The 18,041-nt window shown below is 60.2% G+C and carries 13 protein-coding genes, 1 pseudogene and 2 riboswitches; of the genes and pseudogenes, 9 read left to right on the forward strand and 5 right to left on the reverse strand.

Features of this window, described 5'->3' with window-relative positions:
* Positions 1 to 10 precede the first annotated feature (10 nt).
* Both HMPREF2710_RS01705 and HMPREF2710_RS01710 read left to right on the forward strand, forming a co-directional pair.
* Complete coding sequence (locus tag HMPREF2710_RS01705) at positions 11 to 1,477, forward strand: NCS2 family permease (protein ID WP_070599188.1); 1,467 nt, start codon at positions 11 to 13, stop codon at positions 1,475 to 1,477.
* Between the two features lie 346 nt (positions 1,478 to 1,823).
* Positions 1,824 to 3,272, forward strand: coding sequence for an NCS2 family permease (locus HMPREF2710_RS01710; protein WP_070599190.1), 1,449 nt, complete (start codon positions 1,824 to 1,826; stop codon positions 3,270 to 3,272).
* A 137-nt stretch (positions 3,273 to 3,409) separates the two neighbouring features.
* On the opposite strand, the gene HMPREF2710_RS01715 is transcribed toward HMPREF2710_RS01710, so the two are convergent.
* Entirely contained in the window at positions 3,410 to 3,838 is a 429-nt protein-coding gene (locus HMPREF2710_RS01715) for a YchJ family protein (RefSeq protein ID WP_070505814.1), read from the reverse strand.
* Positions 3,839 to 4,018: 180 nt separating this feature from the next.
* Positions 4,019 to 5,446 (reverse strand): LLM class flavin-dependent oxidoreductase, encoded by a 1,428-nt coding sequence (locus HMPREF2710_RS01720; RefSeq protein ID WP_070599192.1) that lies wholly within the window; start codon positions 5,444 to 5,446, stop codon positions 4,019 to 4,021.
* Between the two features lie 113 nt (positions 5,447 to 5,559).
* A riboswitch (SAM riboswitch) is annotated at positions 5,560 to 5,668 on the reverse strand.
* Between the two features lie 175 nt (positions 5,669 to 5,843).
* Positions 5,844 to 5,940: riboswitch (SAM riboswitch) on the forward strand.
* A 4-nt stretch (positions 5,941 to 5,944) separates the two neighbouring features.
* Here HMPREF2710_RS01720 and HMPREF2710_RS01725 point away from each other — a divergent pair.
* The 4 genes from HMPREF2710_RS01725 (at position 5,945) to HMPREF2710_RS01740 (ending at position 11,320) form a co-directional block, all read left to right on the forward strand.
* Positions 5,945 to 6,781: an ABC transporter ATP-binding protein gene (locus tag HMPREF2710_RS01725; RefSeq protein WP_049353440.1), complete on the forward strand. Its 837-nt coding sequence runs from the start codon at positions 5,945 to 5,947 to the stop codon at positions 6,779 to 6,781.
* A gap of 64 nt (positions 6,782 to 6,845) precedes the next feature.
* Complete coding sequence (locus tag HMPREF2710_RS01730; protein WP_049340218.1) at positions 6,846 to 7,910, forward strand: aliphatic sulfonate ABC transporter substrate-binding protein; 1,065 nt, start codon at positions 6,846 to 6,848, stop codon at positions 7,908 to 7,910.
* Positions 7,910 to 8,752 (forward strand): ABC transporter permease, encoded by an 843-nt coding sequence (locus tag HMPREF2710_RS01735; protein ID WP_049361868.1) that lies wholly within the window; start codon positions 7,910 to 7,912, stop codon positions 8,750 to 8,752. The genes HMPREF2710_RS01730 and HMPREF2710_RS01735 overlap by 1 nt, the downstream gene beginning before the upstream one ends.
* A 444-nt stretch (positions 8,753 to 9,196) precedes the next feature.
* Complete coding sequence (locus tag HMPREF2710_RS01740) at positions 9,197 to 11,320, forward strand: AMP-binding protein (RefSeq protein WP_070599194.1); 2,124 nt, start codon at positions 9,197 to 9,199, stop codon at positions 11,318 to 11,320.
* A 168-nt stretch (positions 11,321 to 11,488) separates the two neighbouring features.
* Here HMPREF2710_RS01740 and HMPREF2710_RS01745 read toward each other — a convergent pair whose 3' ends face one another.
* Positions 11,489 to 12,577 (reverse strand): C4-dicarboxylate ABC transporter substrate-binding protein, encoded by a 1,089-nt coding sequence (locus HMPREF2710_RS01745; protein WP_070599195.1) that lies wholly within the window; start codon positions 12,575 to 12,577, stop codon positions 11,489 to 11,491.
* 233 nt (positions 12,578 to 12,810) lie between these two features.
* On the opposite strand from HMPREF2710_RS01745, the gene HMPREF2710_RS01750 reads away from it, so the two are divergent.
* The 3 genes from HMPREF2710_RS01750 (at position 12,811) to HMPREF2710_RS01760 (ending at position 15,812) form a co-directional block, all read left to right on the forward strand.
* A complete protein-coding gene (locus HMPREF2710_RS01750; RefSeq protein ID WP_070599198.1) occupies positions 12,811 to 13,662 on the forward strand; it encodes a transcriptional initiation protein Tat in 852 nt (283 codons plus the stop codon).
* Between the two features lie 398 nt (positions 13,663 to 14,060).
* Complete coding sequence (locus tag HMPREF2710_RS01755) at positions 14,061 to 14,753, forward strand: SDR family oxidoreductase (protein WP_070599260.1); 693 nt, start codon at positions 14,061 to 14,063, stop codon at positions 14,751 to 14,753.
* Positions 14,754 to 15,203: 450 nt separating this feature from the next.
* Complete coding sequence (locus HMPREF2710_RS01760) at positions 15,204 to 15,812, forward strand: DUF1269 domain-containing protein (RefSeq protein ID WP_044150839.1); 609 nt, start codon at positions 15,204 to 15,206, stop codon at positions 15,810 to 15,812.
* A 175-nt stretch (positions 15,813 to 15,987) separates the two neighbouring features.
* Here the strand turns inward: HMPREF2710_RS01760 and HMPREF2710_RS01765 are convergent.
* Positions 15,988 to 16,125: pseudogene (locus HMPREF2710_RS01765) on the reverse strand (C4-dicarboxylate ABC transporter substrate-binding protein); the annotation flags it as partial.
* 155 nt (positions 16,126 to 16,280) lie between these two features.
* Positions 16,281 to 17,852, reverse strand: a complete 1,572-nt coding sequence (locus tag HMPREF2710_RS01770; RefSeq protein WP_070599200.1) for a DHA2 family efflux MFS transporter permease subunit — start codon at positions 17,850 to 17,852, stop codon at positions 16,281 to 16,283.
* Positions 17,853 to 18,041 lie beyond the last annotated feature (189 nt).

Below are 18,041 nucleotides of genomic sequence, written 5' to 3' on the forward strand. Positions count from 1 at the left end.
ATTTTCACGAATGTCTTCTGAGAACACCGCGGCTCCCCAGACCCCCAAGGCAGAAGCCAAGGGCGCACTGGACCGTTACTTCAAAATCACTGAGCGAGGCTCCACCATCGCCGCAGAATTCCGCGGCGGCCTCGCCACCTTCTTCGCGATGAGCTACATCGTCGTGCTGAACCCCCTCATCATCGGCCTCGGCAAGGACGCATCCGGCAACGCCCTCGGCGTACCGCAGGTCGCAGCAATGACCGCACTGGTCGCAGGCGTCATGACCATCCTCATGGGCGTCATCGCCAAGCAGCCCTTCGCCATGGCGGCAGGCCTCGGCGTGAACGCGCTGCTGGCAACCACCATCGCCTCCACCCCCAACCTGACCTGGCCCGCCATCATGGGCCTCGTCGTCTGGGCTGGTGTGCTGATGACCATCCTCGTGCTGACCGGCTTCCGCACCGCAGTGTTCAACGCGGTTCCCGAATCGCTCAAGGTTGCAATCGTCGTCGGTATCGGCTTCTTCATCGCCTTCATCGGCCTCGTTAACGCAGGCATCATCCGCCGTATGCCCGACGCAGCCGGCACCACCGTGCCCGTCTCCTTCGGCGTGAGCGGCCACCTGCTCGGCTGGCCCACCCTGGTCTTCCTGTTCGGCCTGTTCCTCACCATTGCGCTGTTCATCCGTAATGTGAAGGGTGCAATCCTCTACGGTGTGCTCGCCTCCACCGCCCTCTCCATCATCCTGGAGAAGGTCGTGCCCTCCGGCAGCTCGCTTCAGTCCCCCACCGGCTGGTCTCTGAACGTCCCCGTCTGGGACTCCAACACCAGCAAGCTGCCCGACTTCTCCCTGTTCGGCTCCGCTGACCTGTTTGGCGCCTTCGGCACCCTCGGCGGCATGGCTGCAGTTCTGCTGATCTTCACCATCCTCATCTCCGCGTTCTTCGACGCAATGGGCACCTCCGTCGGTCTCGCAACCGAAGCAGGCACCATCAAGGACGGCCAGATCGAGAACGTCGACAAGGTCCTGCTCGTGGACGCTCTCGGCTCCGTAGCCGGCGGTGGCACCTCCTCCTCCGCAAGCCAGATCTTCGTGGAGTCCGCAACCGGTATCGGCGCGGGCGCACGCACCGGCTTCGCGAACGTCGTCACCGGCGCACTGTTCCTCGTCGCGATCTTCCTGTCCCCGCTGGTCACCATCGTGCCCTTCGAAGCTGTTGCACCCGCAATGGTGTTCGTTGGCTTCCTGATGATCCGCCAGGCAGTGAACATCGACTGGAACGACTGGGGTCTGGGTATCCCCGCGTTCATGACCATCATCTTCATGCCGCTGGCATACTCCATCGCGGACGGTATCGGTGCAGGCTTCCTGTCCTACGTCTTCATCCGCCTGGTGCAGGGTCGCGGCAAGGAAGTTCACTGGCTCATGTACGTGGTTTCCGCAGTGTTCCTCATCTTCTTCGCTAACGGCCTGATTACCGGCTGGATGCACTAAATACATCGGGTGCCTCACCCTCCACACGTGGAGGAGCGGGCGCCATCAGGGCGGGGTATCGGCACCTTCGGGTTGCCGGTACCCCGCCCTGCGCTATTCTTCCCTCTACCCCAACTACCCAATTCTGGTTGCAGGGGTCGGGGAAACACCACATCACCGACTGAACCGCCGCACACAACGCGTTTCAACGGCACAAGCTAAGCGGCGGCGCCTACAATGGTTGAACCATCGTGGCGCCCAACCCGAGACTTACCCGCGAGCCTAGCCCGTGAAATTTACCTGCGAGCTTTACCCGCGAAACCGGCGGCGCAACAGTACACACCGAACAACATCAACGGATCCTCACATGTCTGAACCCCAGAAGGCGGCAGCGCCCACCAGCGCACTCGACCGCTACTTCAAGATTTCCGAACGCGGCTCCTCCATCGCCGCAGAATTCCGCGGCGGCCTCGCCGCATTCTTCGCCATGAGCTACATCGTGGTGCTGAACCCCCTCGTCATCGGCCTCGGCAAGGACGCATCCGAACGCACCCTCGGTATCGCACCCGTCGCGGCTGTGACCGCGCTGGTTGCCGGCGTGATGACCATCCTCATGGGTGTTATCGCCAAGCAGCCCTTCGCCATGGCGGCTGGCCTGGGCGTGAACGCGCTGCTCGCCTCCACCATTGCCACCACCCCGAACCTGACCTGGGCAGACATCATGGGCCTGGTCGTTCTTGCCGGTCTGATCATGACCGTTCTGGTGCTGACCGGCTTCCGCACCGCGGTGTTTGAAGCGGTCCCCGAGTCGCTCAAGACCGCGATTGTGGTCGGTATCGGCTTCTTCATTTCCTTCATCGGTCTGGTCGACTCCGGCATTATCCGCCGCATGCCTGACGCAGCTGGCACCACCGTTCCGGTGAGCCTCGGCGCGGGCGGTCACCTGCTCGGCTGGCCCACCCTCGTCTTCCTGTTCGGCCTGTTCCTCACCATTGCGCTGTTCATCCGCAACGTGAAGGGCGCAATCCTGTGGGGTGTGCTCGCTTCCACCGCGCTGTCCCTGATTCTGGAGGCGGTTGTCCCCTCCGGTTCCGTGAAGGAGGCGGCGACCGGCTGGTCCCTGAACGTGCCTTCCCTGGCGGACATGGAGTTCACCACCCCGAACTTCTCCCTCATCGGTTCCGCTGACCTGTTCGGCGCGTTCACCCACATCGGTCCGCTGGCCGCATCGCTGCTGGTGTTCACCATTCTGCTGTCCGTGTTCTTTGACGCGATGGGCGTTTCGGTTGGCCTTGCCGCCGAGGCTGGCACCATGAAGGACGGCAAGGTTGAGGACATTGACAAGGTCCTGCTCGTGGACGCTTTCGGTTCCGTTGTCGGTGGTGGCGCGTCCGGTTCGGCGAACCAGATTTTCGTGGAATCCGCTACCGGTATTGGTGCGGGTGCACGCACCGGCTTTGCGAACATTGTGACCGGTGTGCTGTTCCTGCTGGCGATTTTCATTTCGCCGCTGGTCACCATCGTTCCTTTCGAGGCGGTTGCTCCGGCGCTGGTCGTGGTCGGCTTCCTGATGATTCGCCAGGCCGTGAATATTGACTGGACCGATTGGGGTCTGGGTATTCCGGCGTTCTTGACCATTATTTTCATGCCGCTGTCGTACTCGATTGCGAACGGTATTGGTGCCGGCTTCGTGGCGTACACTTTCATTCGCCTGGTGCAGGGCCGCGGTAAGGACGTGCACTGGCTGATGTACCTGGTGTCTGCGGTGTTCGTGATCTACTTCGGTATGGGCATCATTAACGGCTGGACTAGCTAAGTCCAACAGTCCCGATAGTTAGCCTCGTTGAGAGGCGTCAACAAAGAATGGCAGAATCGTTCCGGTTTCGGAATGATTCTGCCATTTCTTCTATGCCCACACTCTGCACGTATGAGAGGCAGGGAAAGTTACGAGATTTAGCGGACGTCTCCATCCACATAGAGCCAGGTGCCGCCCACCTTCTCAAAGCGCGACAGCTCATGCATGCTGCCCTTCACCCGCTCCTCCGCAGGGACACCCGGCACCGAACGGTAATACGCAACGAACTCCACCGTACCGGACGCATCAAACGGGCCACCCGAAGCACCCAGAATATCCAGGCGATACCAGCGGATATCATCCTCCAACTCCAAGGTAGCCGGGCGAGTACTCGGATGCCAGCTCGCCAGCAGGTACGCCGCATCCCCGGTCGCAAACGCGGTAAAACGCGAGCGCATCAGCTGCTCCGGCGCGGGAGCAGTCAGCGTGCCGGAGGCGGCAAACTCGCCCAGGAACCTGCCGCAGCAGGTGCCGTACACCTCGCCGCTCGAGCAGGGGCAGCGGTCATCATGGTTAAGTTCAATCATGCCAACCAGTATAAAGAAAGCGCCGCGTCAAGAAGGTGCCCTGTATCAAGAAAGCGACGGCGGCACAGCGCAAAGAAACGCCCGCCCTGCCGGGGATACAAATCCTCCAGCAGAACGGGCGTTCTTGTTTTCAATCGTTAAGTTTGAGCGAACCTACACGGCACGCTTCAGCGGCAACGCTTATTCAGCGATCGCGCGAGCCGGGGTGTCAGCAGCCGAAGGCTTACCCACGTATGCGCCGCGGTACTTAGCAGCCGGGTGGGAGTCAGCAACCTTGGTGTGGCCCTTACCGAAGATGTTCTCACGCAGGGTGTTGCCCTCGTACTCGGTGCGGTAGCGGCCGCGCTTCTGCAGCTCGGGAACAACGTACTCGATGAAGTCCTCGAAGGAACCCGGGGAGACGTGGTACGCCAGGTTGATGCCGTCCAGGCCACCCTCGTCGATCCAGCGCTCAAGCTCGTCAGCAACCTGAACCGGGTCACCAACAATGACATCGCCCATGCCGCCGAGGGTGGTGTGCTCAGCGATGGCCTTGCGGGTCCACTTCTTGTCCTTCGCCTGCAGGGTGAAGGGGGTCAGGAAGGACTGAATCGACTCGGTCTGCACGTAGTTCAGAACCTCGTCCTCGTCGAACTGGGACAGGTCAACACCGGACCAGCCGCCGATGATAGCCTGTGCAGAGTCGAGGTTGATGTACTTCTTGTACTCCTCGTACTTTGCCTTTGCCTTCTCCTCGGTCTCATCCACGATGACGGAGAGCATTGCGAGGATCTTGACGTCGTCGCGGCTACGGCCCTGCTCCTCTGCAGCGGCGCGAATACGGTCGGTCACAACGCGGGTCAGGTCCGGGCGCAGGGCGCTGATGAACACAGCCTCAGCGTGCTTGCCGGAGAACTGCTGGCCGCGGCTGGATGCGCCAGCCTGGAAGATCACGGGGGTGCGCTGCGGGCTCGGCTCAGTCAGGGAGATGCCGGGCACGGAGAAGTACTTGCCCTTGTGGCCAATCGGGTGGACCTTGGAGGGGTCAGCGTACACGCCGCGCTCGCGGTCCTTGACTACTGCGCCGTCTTCCCAGGAGCCTTCCCACAGCTTGTAGCAGACGTCCAGGAACTCGTCGGCGATCTCGTAGCGCTCGTCGTGCGGAATCTGGGTGGGCAGACCCTGGTTCTCAGCAGCCGAAGGCAGGTAAGAAGTCACAACGTTGAAGCCGACGCGGCCCTCAGTGAGGTGGTCGAGGGAGGCGTAGCGGCGAGCCAGGGTGTAGGGCTGCTCGAAAGTAGCGGCAGCAGTCACACCGAAGCCGAGGTGCTCGGTCACTGCAGCCATTGCAGAAATCTGGGTTGCGGGGTCATTCACGGGAACCTGAGCGGCACCCTCAATGGCGGGAGCGGCAGAGTTCTTGTACACGTCGTAGATGCCGACCACGTCAGCGATGAACACGGCGTCGAACAGGCCGCGCTCAAGGGTCTTAGCCAGGTCAGTCCAGTACTTGATGGTGTTGTACTCGGTTGCGCGGGAGCGCGGGTGACGCCAGAGGTCGAAGCTCTGGTGACCGATGCAGGTCATCTCGAATGCGTTAACTACGATGCGCTTCTTCTGCTCAGCCATCGATTTTCCTTTCGCGAATGATCGGGGACGATCGGGTTTGTACCCTGCACCCCGCGCGCCGCCTCCTGATGCCTTCTGCGTTCGGTGGTGGCCTTCGTGCAGGTGGCGCGTTCGCGCCGTACTTGCCTCTTTCCGTTGAGGCCAGATCATCATCTGGGGCACCCCGCTACGGGAGAGGGTTGCCGCCCGGCTAGCCAGAGCTTAGCGCCGGGACTCATGATCTCGTGGTTTGAGTGTACGGGGCGCGCGGGAGGGAGGTCACGTTTGTGACGAAAAAATCTTTTTGTGACGTAGAACCGAAATATTTCGTGATAAATGCGAAATATACGGTCATAGAAATTCATACGCGCCCGCAGGGTTGATTGAGGCACACCACAGCCCATAGGGTGGGAGAAGCAAACCATCCAGAGCGACTGAGAGACCTGGCTCCACGACGTCGCAGCAACCGGCACGGATTCTTCCGCCCCCGGTGCTAACGCCAGGAACGATGGAAGTGACATGACACTCAACAGTGCAGTAACTGACGTACCCACCAGTGAAAAGAACGGCCGCCGTGCCGTATCCACCGCCGCCGTCCCCTTGAGCTTTGAAGACGTCGGACAATCTTTCCCCGTGCCCGGCGGAACCCACGAAGTTCTTCGCGGAGTCTCCTTCACCGCAGCCCCCGGCGAGATTATCTCCGTCATCGGCTCCTCCGGATGCGGCAAATCCACCCTCCTGCGTGCAGCGGCAGGCCTGAACCGCATCACCGCAGGTACCGTGCGTATCGGCGAGAAGGCAGTGACCGGCCTCGACCCCCGCGTAGCTATCGGCTTTCAGGAACCGCGCCTGCTCCCCTGGCGCACCGTCGCCGACAACGTGGCGCTCGGACTGCCGCAGGGCACCAAAAAATCTGAAGGCGCAGCATCCGTAGCGAGCCTGCTCGACCTGGTCGGCCTGGGCGAATACGCAACCCACCGTCCCAAGGAAATTTCAGGCGGTATGGCTCAGCGCGTGTCCCTGGCACGAGCGCTCGCACGCAACCCCGGCGTGCTGCTGCTCGACGAGCCCTTCGGTGCTCTGGATGCGCTGACCCGCATCAACATGCAGGATTTGCTGTTGGACGTGCACCGTCAAGACCCGACCACGATTCTGCTGGTCACCCACGATGTGGAAGAGGCGCTGTACCTCTCTGACCGGGTGATTGTCCTCGGTAAGGACACCCCGGAGGCGCCCGCCACCATCCAGCGCATCGTGACCGTTGACCGTTCTCACCCGCGTGACCGCGCCGATGCAGAGATCACGGCGCTGCGTAGCGAACTGTTGGCTGAGCTCGGCGTGGAAGATAACGCCTAAAGCCGCCACGAAACGCATTTCTTACACATCACATCATCATCTTCAGAAGCGAAAAGATTTCATCATGACTTACTCCCCGTCTCGCCGTACCGCCCTCAAGTCCCTTGCCGCAGCCGCCGCTTTTGCTACTCTGCTCAGCGCCTGCGCCGGTGAAGGGTCCGGTTCCGCTAACGCCTCCGGTGCTGCCGGTGGTGGCGACCAGAACACCGTGACCATTGACTACGCGACCTACAACCCGCTGTCCCTGATTATCCGCAAGAAGGGTTGGCTTGAGACTGCCCTCGCCGCGGAGGGTAAGAAGGTTGAGTGGGTCAAGTCGGCCGGTTCGAACAAGGCGAATGAGGCGCTGCGTAGCGGCAATATTGATGTCGGCTCGACCGCCGGTTCGGCGGCGCTGCTGGCACGTGCTAATGGCTCTCCCATCAAGGTCATTAGCCTCTACTCGCAGCCGGAGTGGTCGGCTCTGGTGACCCGCAAGGATTCGGGCATCACTAAGGTTGCGGATTTGAAGGGTAAGACCGTTGCCGTGACCAAGGGTACCGACCCGTACTTCCTGCTGCTGCAGGCACTCAAGCAGGAGGGTATCTCTGCTTCGGACCTGACCATTCAGAACCTGCAGCACGCTGACGGCCGCACCGCCCTGGATAACGGTCAGGTCAACGCGTGGAGCGGCCTGGACCCGATCATGGCTGCCGCCGAGGTGGAAAGCGGCGACGTGCTCTTCTACCGCAACCTGAACTTCAACACCTACGGCTTCCTGAACGCCACCGAGAAGTTCATTCAGTCCAACCCGACCGCCGCACAGACCATCGTGGACGTGTACGAGTACGCTCGCGCCTGGGCTAAGAAGAACCCCGAAGAGGCTGTGAAGATTGTCGAGGAGGAGTCCGGCATTAAGCACGAGACCGCCCAGGTCGTCATGGAGCGCACCCACCTGGATATCGACCCGGTTCCGGGCGCTAAGCAGGTTGAGGTTCTCAAGGGTGTCGGCCCGATCCTGGTGGAGTCCGGCGACGTTCCCTCCCAGTCCGACGTGGACAAGGCACTGAACAGCATTGTGGACGACCAGTTCGCAAAGAAGGCTGACAGCGCAGCCGTTGAGAAGATCGCAAAGGTGGTTGAGAAGTAATGACCGCCGCAACGATTACCGCCGCCTCCAGCGCTCGCGCTGAGCGTGCCGAGAAGCGTGTCTCTTCCGTGAAGCTGCCGTCGAACCCGTTCGCCGGTAAGCAGTACCTGGGCCTGATTCTTCCCCTGGCGCTGATTGCCCTCTGGTACATCCTGAGCACCAACGGCGTGTTCACCCAGGTTCAGTTGCCCTCCCCCGACCGTGTGGTCAATGCCGGTATTGAGCTGGCGCAGCGCGGCGAGTTGGGCCGCCACGTGGCGATTTCTACTCAGCGTGTGCTGATTGGTTTCGGTATTGGTGCCGTACTCGGCCTGGTGCTGGGTGCGCTGATTGGCTTGTCTGCACCGGTGCGTCTGATTGCCGCACCGACCATTGGTGCGCTGCGTGCCGTGCCCTCCCTGGCGTGGGTTCCGCTGCTTCTGCTGTGGATTGGTATTGGTGAGAATTCCAAGGTGACCCTGGTTGCTATTGGTGCGTTCTTCCCGGTGTACACCACGGTTTCTGCGGCTCTGGCGCACGTTGACCCGAAGCTCGTGGAGGCGGCACGCGCCTTCGGCCTGAAGGGTCTGCGCCTGTTCACCACGGTTCAGCTTCCCGCGGTTCTGCCGTCGGTTGTTTCGGGTCTGCGTCTGGCGCTGGCTCAGGCGTGGCTGTTCCTGGTCGCCGCTGAGCTGCTGGGTGCATCCATGGGTCTGGGTTACCTGCTGACCGACTCGCAGAACAACGGCCGCACCGACCGCCTGCTGCTGGCTATTGTGGCGCTGGCGGTGCTCGGTAAGATTACCGACGCGCTGGTGGGCGTGTTCGAGCGCTGGGTGAAGGCGAAGTACCCCAGCAACTAACGCCACCAGCAACTAGCACCACAGCTAAACGTAACACTCAGCACGCGCTGAGTTTTAGGAGAGATGTCCGCCGCGTGGCTGCTCCCCAAAGGTGAGCTAATCATCGCTACGCGCCGGAGAAAGAAGTCGGCGGGGAAACCTGTCGCCTACTGAATGATGATGATGAATCCCGCCCCGCGCCCCACAGCAGTGAGCGCGGGGCGGGGTCTTTAAATATGTCGTTATATTACGAACTGGTACTCACCATTCCGAATATGACGGTCCCCTTTGCGTCCACCCCCTCGAGCGCGCTTTACTAAGAAGGCAAACCATCCAGAGCGACCGAGAGACCTGGCTCCGTGACGTCGCAGCAACCCCCTCGCCAACGCACACACAGACCCCACGGTCACACAGACAGCGGCGCGGCGAGCAAGGGTGCTAATGCCAGCAACCGATGGGAGAATAATGGGACTGCCCACCCCCTACTCGTTCACCGACCCGCTGAACCCCACTCCGAACCCCGCGCTCGAATCTGACGAGGCACGCGTCGAGTTCTGGGAGAAGCAGGCGCAGCGCCTCACCTGGGCTGAGCCCTGGCACACCGCGCACCGCTTCGAGAAGCCGAAGTCCCTCGGCTTCGATGAGGACGGCATCGAACAGTTCACGATTCCCGAAATTAAGTGGTTCGAGGGCGGTAAGCTGAACGTCGCCTACAACTGCGTAGACCGCCACGTGGAGGCAGGCCGCGGCGACAAGGTAGCCCTCTACTTCGAGGGTGAGCCCGGCGACCGTGAGGTCATCACCTACTCCGAACTGCAGCGCCGCATCGCGAAAGCAGCAAACGGCCTGCTGTCCCTGGGCGTGCGCAAGGGTGACCGTGTGGTCATCTACCTGCCCGTCATCCCCGAAACCATTATTTTCACCCTCGCCTGCGCGCGTATTGGCGCGATCCACTCCCTCGTCTTCGGTGGTTTCTCCGCCGAGGCGCTGAAGTTCCGTGTGGAAGACACCGGCGCGAAGGTTCTCATCACCACCGATGGCCAGAACCGCCGCGGCAAGGTCGTTCCCGTGAAGGTCAACGCCGACGAAGCATGCTCCGGTGAGAACAATATTGAGCACGTAATCGTGGTGGACCGCACCAGCGCCTCCGACCCGGTAGCGCACGCCGCTGTGCCGTGGACTGAGGGCCGCGACGTCTGGTACCACGACCTGGTGGACGACCAGCCGGACACCCACGCCTACGAACTGCACGACGCAGAAGATCCGCTGTTCATTATTTACACCTCCGGCACGACCGGTAAGCCCAAGGGCCTGGTGCACACCATGGCTGGATACCTGGTGCAGACCGCGTACACCCACGCGCTGCTCTACGATCTGCTGCCGGATTACGTGGACGAGAACGGCGTGTTGCGCCCCGACGAGCTGTCGGCTGTTAATGACCCGGAAAAGGTTGAGTCCACCGTTCACTGGTGCACCGCTGACCTCGCTTGGGTGACCGCACACACCTACGAAATTTACGGCCCGCTGGTCAACGGCGTGTCCGAGGTGATTTACGAGGGTACCCCGAACACCCCGCACTACGGTCGCCACTTCGAGGTCATCGAACGCTACGGCGTGACCAACTACTACACCGCGCCGACCCTGATTCGTTCCCTCATGGGTGCGTTCCCGAACGGCCCGGAGCCCGGCAAGTACGACTTCTCGACCGTGCGTCTGCTCGGCTCGGTGGGCGAGTCCATTAACCCGGAGGCGTGGCGTTGGCTGCGTCAGCACGTGGGCGGCGGCACCGCGGCGTTCATCGACACCTGGTGGCAGTCGGAGACCGGCTCGACCGTGTGCTCCCCGCGCCCGCACGACCCCGCGTTCGCACCCGAGGGCACCTACCCGGAGGGTACCCCGCACTGCACTCCCCTGCCCGGTTGCGCTACCCGCGCTGTTCCCGGCGTGTCCACCCGCGTGGTGGATGAGCACGGCGACCCGGTCGAGCCCGGTAAGCAGGGCTTCATCGTGGTCGATAAGATTGGCCCCTCGATGGCTCGTACCGTGTGGCAGAACCCGCAGCGTTTCCTGGATTCTTATTGGCGTCACTACGGCGAGCGCGGCTGGTTCCTGGCCGGCGACGGCGCGAAGGAAGACGAAGAGGGTAACGTGTACATCCTCGGCCGTATTGATGACGTGATTAACATTTCGGGTCACCGCCTGTCCACGATTGAGATTGAGTCGGCTCTGGTGACTCACCCGGCTGTGGTTGAGGCTGGTGTCTGCCCCGTGGAGGATGAGCTGACCGGTCACCAGGCGGTCGCTTACGTGACGCTCACCGATGAGGGTAAGGGCCTGACTGAGGATGAGCTGAAGGCGGCGCTGACCGCACACGTGCGTGAGCACATTGGCCCGATTGCTAAGCCGAAGGACGTTGTGGCGGTTGCCGATATCCCGAAGACCCGTTCGGGTAAGATTACTCGCCGTCTGCTCGGTGAGCTGTACCAGGGCCGTTCTTTGGGTGATGTTTCTTCGCTGCAGAATGAGGAGGCGCTGGGCCACATTGCGCAGGTGCTGGTGGATACCGGCCGCGTGAGCGAGGCTGTCTAGGCTCTGTTGCTGAGCTGAGCACTGTGCCGAGCTGCACGCTGCGCTGAGCTGAAAGCTACATAGAGTAAAGGTGCGGATACCGAATGATGATTCGGTATCCGCACCTTTTGCTATGCCATTTTACTGAGCTGACAAGGCTCTCTGTTGGCGTTGCGCCACCTATTCAGCCTACTTAATCAGGCCCAGCGAACGAGCGTGTTCGGCGGTAATACCGCTCGGCTCAATGTGCTCGGGGCCCTTGTCCTTCTCGGGGTGCTCGGTCGCCTGGAAGCGGATCATCTTCACATCGTTTGCGGCACCCAGGTTCGTGATCATGCCGTCACCGTTCAGGTCCACGGACACCGGCTCGGTGTCGATTTTGCCGTTGCCGTTGAAGTCAATCGGCTGGTTGGCGGGCTTGCCCTTGTACAGGAAGCCAGCCGCGCGGGGACCGAAGCCACGCGCCTCGTACAGCTTCGCCTCGTTGAGCATGCGGTATTCGGCGGTGGAGTAGCCGAAGTAGCGGCTACCGTCAGCCATGGGCACGCCGGTGAGGGTGTACTGGTAGTTCATGACGCTGTAGTAGTTGGGCTTGTAGTTGATTTCGTCCCAGCCGCCGTGGCTCAGTGCGAGGTTGTGGCCGAGCTCGTGCACGAACACTGCCACGCGGATGTTGCTGCTTGCCTCGCCCCAGAAGGTCGGGCCGACGGTGACCATAAAGTTACGACCGCCAAAGTTAGCGATACCGGAGGAGTAGCTGTTGTCGTAGTAGTCGCCCCAGATCATGTAGTGGAAGGTGCCTTCGCGGGCGGGGTTGAACTTACCTTCGGTTGCCTTGATTCGGTGGAGCGCCTTGAATTCGCTGTCGAGTGCCTGGTAGCTGATTTCGTTGCCGCCGCCCAGGTTGTACTTGGCGCTGCGGGCGCTACCGGCGTCCAGGTGGATGTTCACGCCGGTAGTGCCGTCGGGGTTGCGCAGGGGCAGGTCGGCATAAATCTTGGTGATGCGGTCCAGTTCGTCTTCGCTGGGCAACAGGCCTGCCATGTAGTCCATCTCGACGAAGATGTCCTTGTGGTTGGGGTCTGCGCCCATTGCGGGGAAGTCGACGTCGATTTTGCCGTCGCCGTCGGCGTCGTAGCCCTTCAGTTCCCAGGTATTGGGGATGCCGTCGCCGTCGATGTCGGGGCTGTAGGCGTTTGCTGCGGGGGCTGCGATAGTGCCCAGGCAGAGCACTGCGAGGGAGGCAAGCGTGACGCGTGCGCTCTTCAGAAATGCCATGTTGTGTTCCTTAAGTGTGTGGTGACCGGTGGTGTTTCTGTGGAGTTTTCCGGGAGGGCGTTCTCCACGGTTTCCATGATGCTCCCATTTCACCCGTTAGGTGAGCTGGGTGCCGCAATGTACATACATTGAAGTAAAAGTTGAGATAATTTTGAAGATGAGCTGAATTACATTAGAGTATCAGTAATTCAAATCACATGCATCACCACATTTTTCACAACAAGAGAGATCCCATGACTTCTTCCTCGAACACCACTAACGGTCTGAACCGCCGCGCACTCATCAAGGGTGCCGCATGGAGCACCCCCGTCATCGCAACCGCCGCAGCGGTACCCGCCTACGCGGCATCCACCGACGCGCAGGAAACCCCGACCCTGAAGTTCGGTGTCTTCACCCAGGCGTTCAACTCGAACCCCTCCAACGACTTTGATACCCGCTACGGTCTGGACTCCTACACCGTGCAGGTTCCCAACATCAGCGCAACCTCCACCACCCCGCAGAGCCGCGGCGGCGGCACCTTCACCCCCGGAGGTAGCGTCGGTGCCGGCCTGTACGGTGGCGCGGGTCTGTGGATTTCCGCACCCATCAACTCCAAGGGCGAGTTCCAGGGCAGCTCCTGGCTGTACCCTCAGGCGCATCTGCAGGTGACCTTCGAGTTCACTTTCCCCACCGCCGAGGATGTCACCGACCCGCTGCTGTGGGATGTCGATAACGACGTTGAGATCCCGGCACTCGCCAAGAGTGCGGGCGGCGCAAAGACCAACAACCCCGCCGTGGCGGCGTTCAACGGCATCGCATACACTGCGAAGTTCTACGAGCCGGTCATCGAGGACAACGTCTGGACCGGCGTGCTGGATATCCGCACCTCCGACTACCTGGAAGCCACCGCGAAGGACGGCGTGAGCTACGCGCAGGTGCTGGCTTCGCTGGTTCCGGTGTACTTTACCAAGGTGACCTCCAGCTACACCCTGACCACCACCGCTCAGATCACCAGCGGTAGCGTCGCAATGCAGCTGACCGAGGGTGGCGAGTACACCTTCAAGGATCTGGCTGGTTTGCGCGCTTCGGCGACCATCACCCGCTAAAGTACCGAGCATAAACAAGGGGGCCCGGCATCCATAACGGATGCCGGGCCCCTCGCCGTGTTTAAGGCTTGGACTATCGGGCACCGCCGGTAGCTGCTAGAGGCTAGTCCTTCGCGGGAACCAGACCCTCAGCTGGTAGCAATAGTTCATGACGCTCAGGTAGTTCGGCTTGTCGTTCACGTCATCGGTGCCGCCGGGCAATAAAAACCTAGCACTTCATCATAACGCCGTCTTGAGCCCCGCACGAGAATTCTCATCATGCGGTACTGTTTGAGCGCATCAGCACAGGGAATGCGGGTATCTGTCGTTCTCGGGAAGCATAAGAAAAACCATAGACGTTGCGGCACAGCAAGCCTATTCTGGATATACAAGTATTTTTCAACATACAGGAGGATACGATGGCTAACGTTACGATCATTGGCGGGCACGGCAAGGTTGCTCTTCTGGCCGAGCCGCTGCTGGTGGAGCGCGGGCATGCGGTCAATGCGCTTATTCGCAGGCCGGAGCAGTCAGAGGATATTGTCACGCGCGGGGCGAACCCTGTGGTCGCTGACATTACCGCGTTGAGCACCGAGGAGATGGCGAAGCTCTTCAAGGATTTACATACAGAAGTGCTGGTGTGGTCCGCGGGTGCGGGCGGTGTAGGTGGCCCCGAACGCACCTATGCGATTGACCGTGACGCTGCGATCCGGTCGATGGATGCGGCGCGGCTGGCCGGTATTAAACGGTACGTGATGGTATCGTACCTGGGCGCGGGTTCCGGGCACAGCATCGACCCTGATGACAGTTTTTACGCCTACGCCGAGTCGAAGACGATCGCCGATGAGCACCTGCGCGGCTCGGGGCTGGATTACACGATTCTGGGGCCGGGGACGCTCACCCTTGAGGAGGCAGGCGGCATTACTCTGGGGATTGAGCCCGCCCACACGCCCGGCGCCGAATCTAATACTCCGCGGGCCACCGTTGCCCAGGTGCTGGCGGCGGTTCTTGAGGACCCGTCCACGGTTGGGAAGGCGCTCCCGTTTATTGGCGGGCCCACCCCGATAGCTCAGGCTCTCGCATCGGCGCCTAACAGCAATAAGCTGCGCTAGGGTTTGCCGGATGCACCCGCCCCGGCTGAGTGCGGACGCGTCCCGAGCCTCTTCACGGGTTTGGGGCGTGTTTTTCTCTCACGCAAGGTTGGTGCCGCATCGCTCAGTATCCTAAAGTACCATGTATTTTTAGAGCAACTGCAAGAGGTTCCCGTGGGATTCTTCGATCTCTTCGCCGACAAAACCCCGGACGAGCCCGCCGAGGCGTAGCTTACCAGGACATTTCTGGTCTGACTGCTTCGGCGACCATTACCCGCTAAGGGGCATGAGCCGCTAAGACAGCGAATTTAAAACACCAGGGGCCCGGCATCCATATTGGATGCCGGGCCCCTTTGCTTTCGGGCTCAGCCTATCGGCTGCCGCCGAGGTAAATTGTCGCAAAAAGTAGTTCCCAAAAAAAGAGAACTGTATTACAATGTATATATAGTCTTTAGGAACGAGGTACCAACTATGGAAAACCTAGTAATTTCAGTCTTTAACACCGAAAGCGAAGCTTATCAGTCCTTTGCAGATTTGAAGGCTTTCCGCCAAACTCAGACGACCAAGGTTGCTCAAATCGCCCTGGTCAAAAATGAAAACGGTCATATCGTTGAAAAAGAACGCTATGATTTTGAAGATTCAACGACGGATGCAACCCTAAAAGGTGGCTTGCTCGGTGCAGTTATCGGGCTTTTGGGTGGTCCTATCGGCGTCTTGTTTGGTTATGGTATTGGTAGCCTCAATGGTTTGGTTGCTGGTGCTACCGTTGATACGGCAGAAGCTGGCCTGATTGACGTTGTTTCTCAAAAATTGACTAACGGTGAAACAGCCGTTGTTGCCTTGGTGCAAGAAGACAACGAAGCAGTCATCGATGCTTACTTCACCAAGTACGACACCCAAATCGTGCGTTGGGATGTAGCAACCGTCGTAGCCGAAATCGAAGCAGCTCTGCAAGTCCAAGAAGACCTCTACAACCAGGCGCGTGCACAGATGAAGGCTGAACGTAAAGCCGAACGCAAGGCTAAGCTTGAAGAATTCAAGGCGAATGTCAAAGCAAAGTTTGACAAATTGAAAGCGTAAGCACCCAAGCATCTCATAAAAAATAGGCTATCTACTTCTGGTAGATAGCCTATTTTTTTAAAAACTAGATTTTAGAAAGAGGAAGTGAGGATTTTGGCTCAAGATCTTGAACAAATCAAGGAAGACAATGGCAAAAATACCAAACTCAAGGTGGGGATTTTAGCCATCTCTCTTTCTCCAGGTGGATGTTGATGCCGGTGGTGCCGTTCGGGTTGCGGAGGGGAAGCTGGGCGAAGGATTCGGTGATGCGGTCGAGCTCTTCTTCGCTAGCGAGCAGGCCCGGCATGTAATCCATCTCCACGAAGATGTCCTTCTACAGCGGGTTATTGCGCTCTCACGAGGTTTCAACACCTCAGGGCAACAATAACCCGCTTCATCATACACAGAGTGCATATAGATTTTCTCCGGTATAGCACCATATCTCAGGTTATGCACCGCTTATGCCGTAAAAGCGCTCTGATAAGCCTTCTACTTGGTGGTCTCCACCCCAGCGTTCTGCGCGGCAGCCTTCGCCTCGGAGGTCTTCTTGGAGGCATAGAACAGGCACACGACCGCGCCCACCGCCGCGGCAACCAGGGGCAGCATCATGGAATCAGCCATTGCCGCCGCGTAGGGTTCACGCAGGACCTGCGGAAGCACGCCTCCAGCAGCGCTGCCGTGAGAGCTACCGCCCGCTGCGGCAGCCGGACCCAACGCGGACAGGTGCGAGGTAATCGCAGAAGCCATAATCGTCGTAATCGCAGCCGAACCCAGCACCGACGCCATCTGGCGGGTCTCGTTGTACACGCCCGAACCGGCACCGGCACGCTGCGGCGGCAGGTTACGGGTCGCAGACACCGACAGCGGACCCCAAATGCAGGAGTTCGCCGCACCCAGAATAATCATCGGACCAACCATCAGCCACAGGTTGCCTTCCGCAACCATCGTCGGGCGGAGCAGAGCAAAACCAACAACCATCAGCGTAAAGCCAATCACGGCAATCCACTTCGGGTCGTTACGGTTCAGACGCGCACCCACCACCGGCGCCAACGCGCCCGAGAACAACGCCATCGGGGCGGTCATCAGCGCAGCCTGGGTCGGGTCCAGGCCCTCCACCTGCTGCAGGTACAGGGTCAGCGGGAATGCCATGCTGATAGCGACCACACCCATAGCGGAGATAGCCACATTCGACACGGAGAAGTTACGGTCACTGAACAGGCTCAGCGGAACCAGCGGCTCACGCGGGTTAATAGCCTGCCAACCAATGAACAGACCCAGCACCAGAATGCCGGCAATAATCAGACCCCACACGCTCACCGCAATACCGGTGCCCAGGAACGAATCGGTCATGGTGCCCCAGTCGTAGGTGGCACCTTCCTGAATACCGAAAACTAGCAGGAACAGACCGACCGCCGAAAGCACCACGCCCAACCAGTCGAAGCTGTGCTTCTTCTGCTCAAACACCGGCACGTTACGCCACGCCAAGAACAGACCGACCAAACCCACCGGAATGTTCACGAAGAAAATCCAGCTCCAATTCAGGGCATCCACGAGCACGCCGCCCAGAATCGGGCCAACCAGCGAGGCGACACCCGCCGTCGCACCCCAAATACTCATCGCAACACCGCGCGCATTCGGCGGGAACATCAGCGTAATCAGAGACATGGTCTGCGGGGTCATCAGCGACGCACCCAGGCCCTGCACCACGCGGGCAGTAATCAGCGATTCAACGTTCGGTGCCAGACCACACCACAGGGAGGCGAGCGTAAAAATAGCCATACCGATCATGTACAGGTTCTTCTGACCGAAGCGGTCACCCATACGGCCGGTAATGAGCAGCGGCACCGCATACGCCAGCAGGTAGGCGCTCGTCACCCACATGCCCGCCGACAGCGACGCATCCAAATCCTGCAGCATGTGCGGCAGGGCGATGGTGACAATATTGCCGTCCACCAGAATCATGAAGAAGCCAACAACCAGGGACCAGAGAGCAGGCCAGGGCTTGTACGGTGCCTTCGCCGGGTTACCGACGAGGGGCTCTTTCTTGGGGCGGGAATTCATGATCCTCCAGTGGATGAGCGTTGCGGGTACAGTCTGCGTGTTCAGCGTTGCCGCTAATAAATATCACCCCATCTTACTCCCCTTGTGGGCACGGCTCCGGTTGCTCTACCCTAATTCAGCTGTTCACGACGCGTGCGCGAGGCAACCAGGCAACAGGCGCCCTGATGCCACCCCGAAGCACTCTGAACC

The sequence above is a fragment of the Rothia sp. HMSC069D01 genome, from assembly GCF_001810135.1.
Classification (GTDB): Bacteria; Actinomycetota; Actinomycetes; order Actinomycetales; family Micrococcaceae; genus Rothia.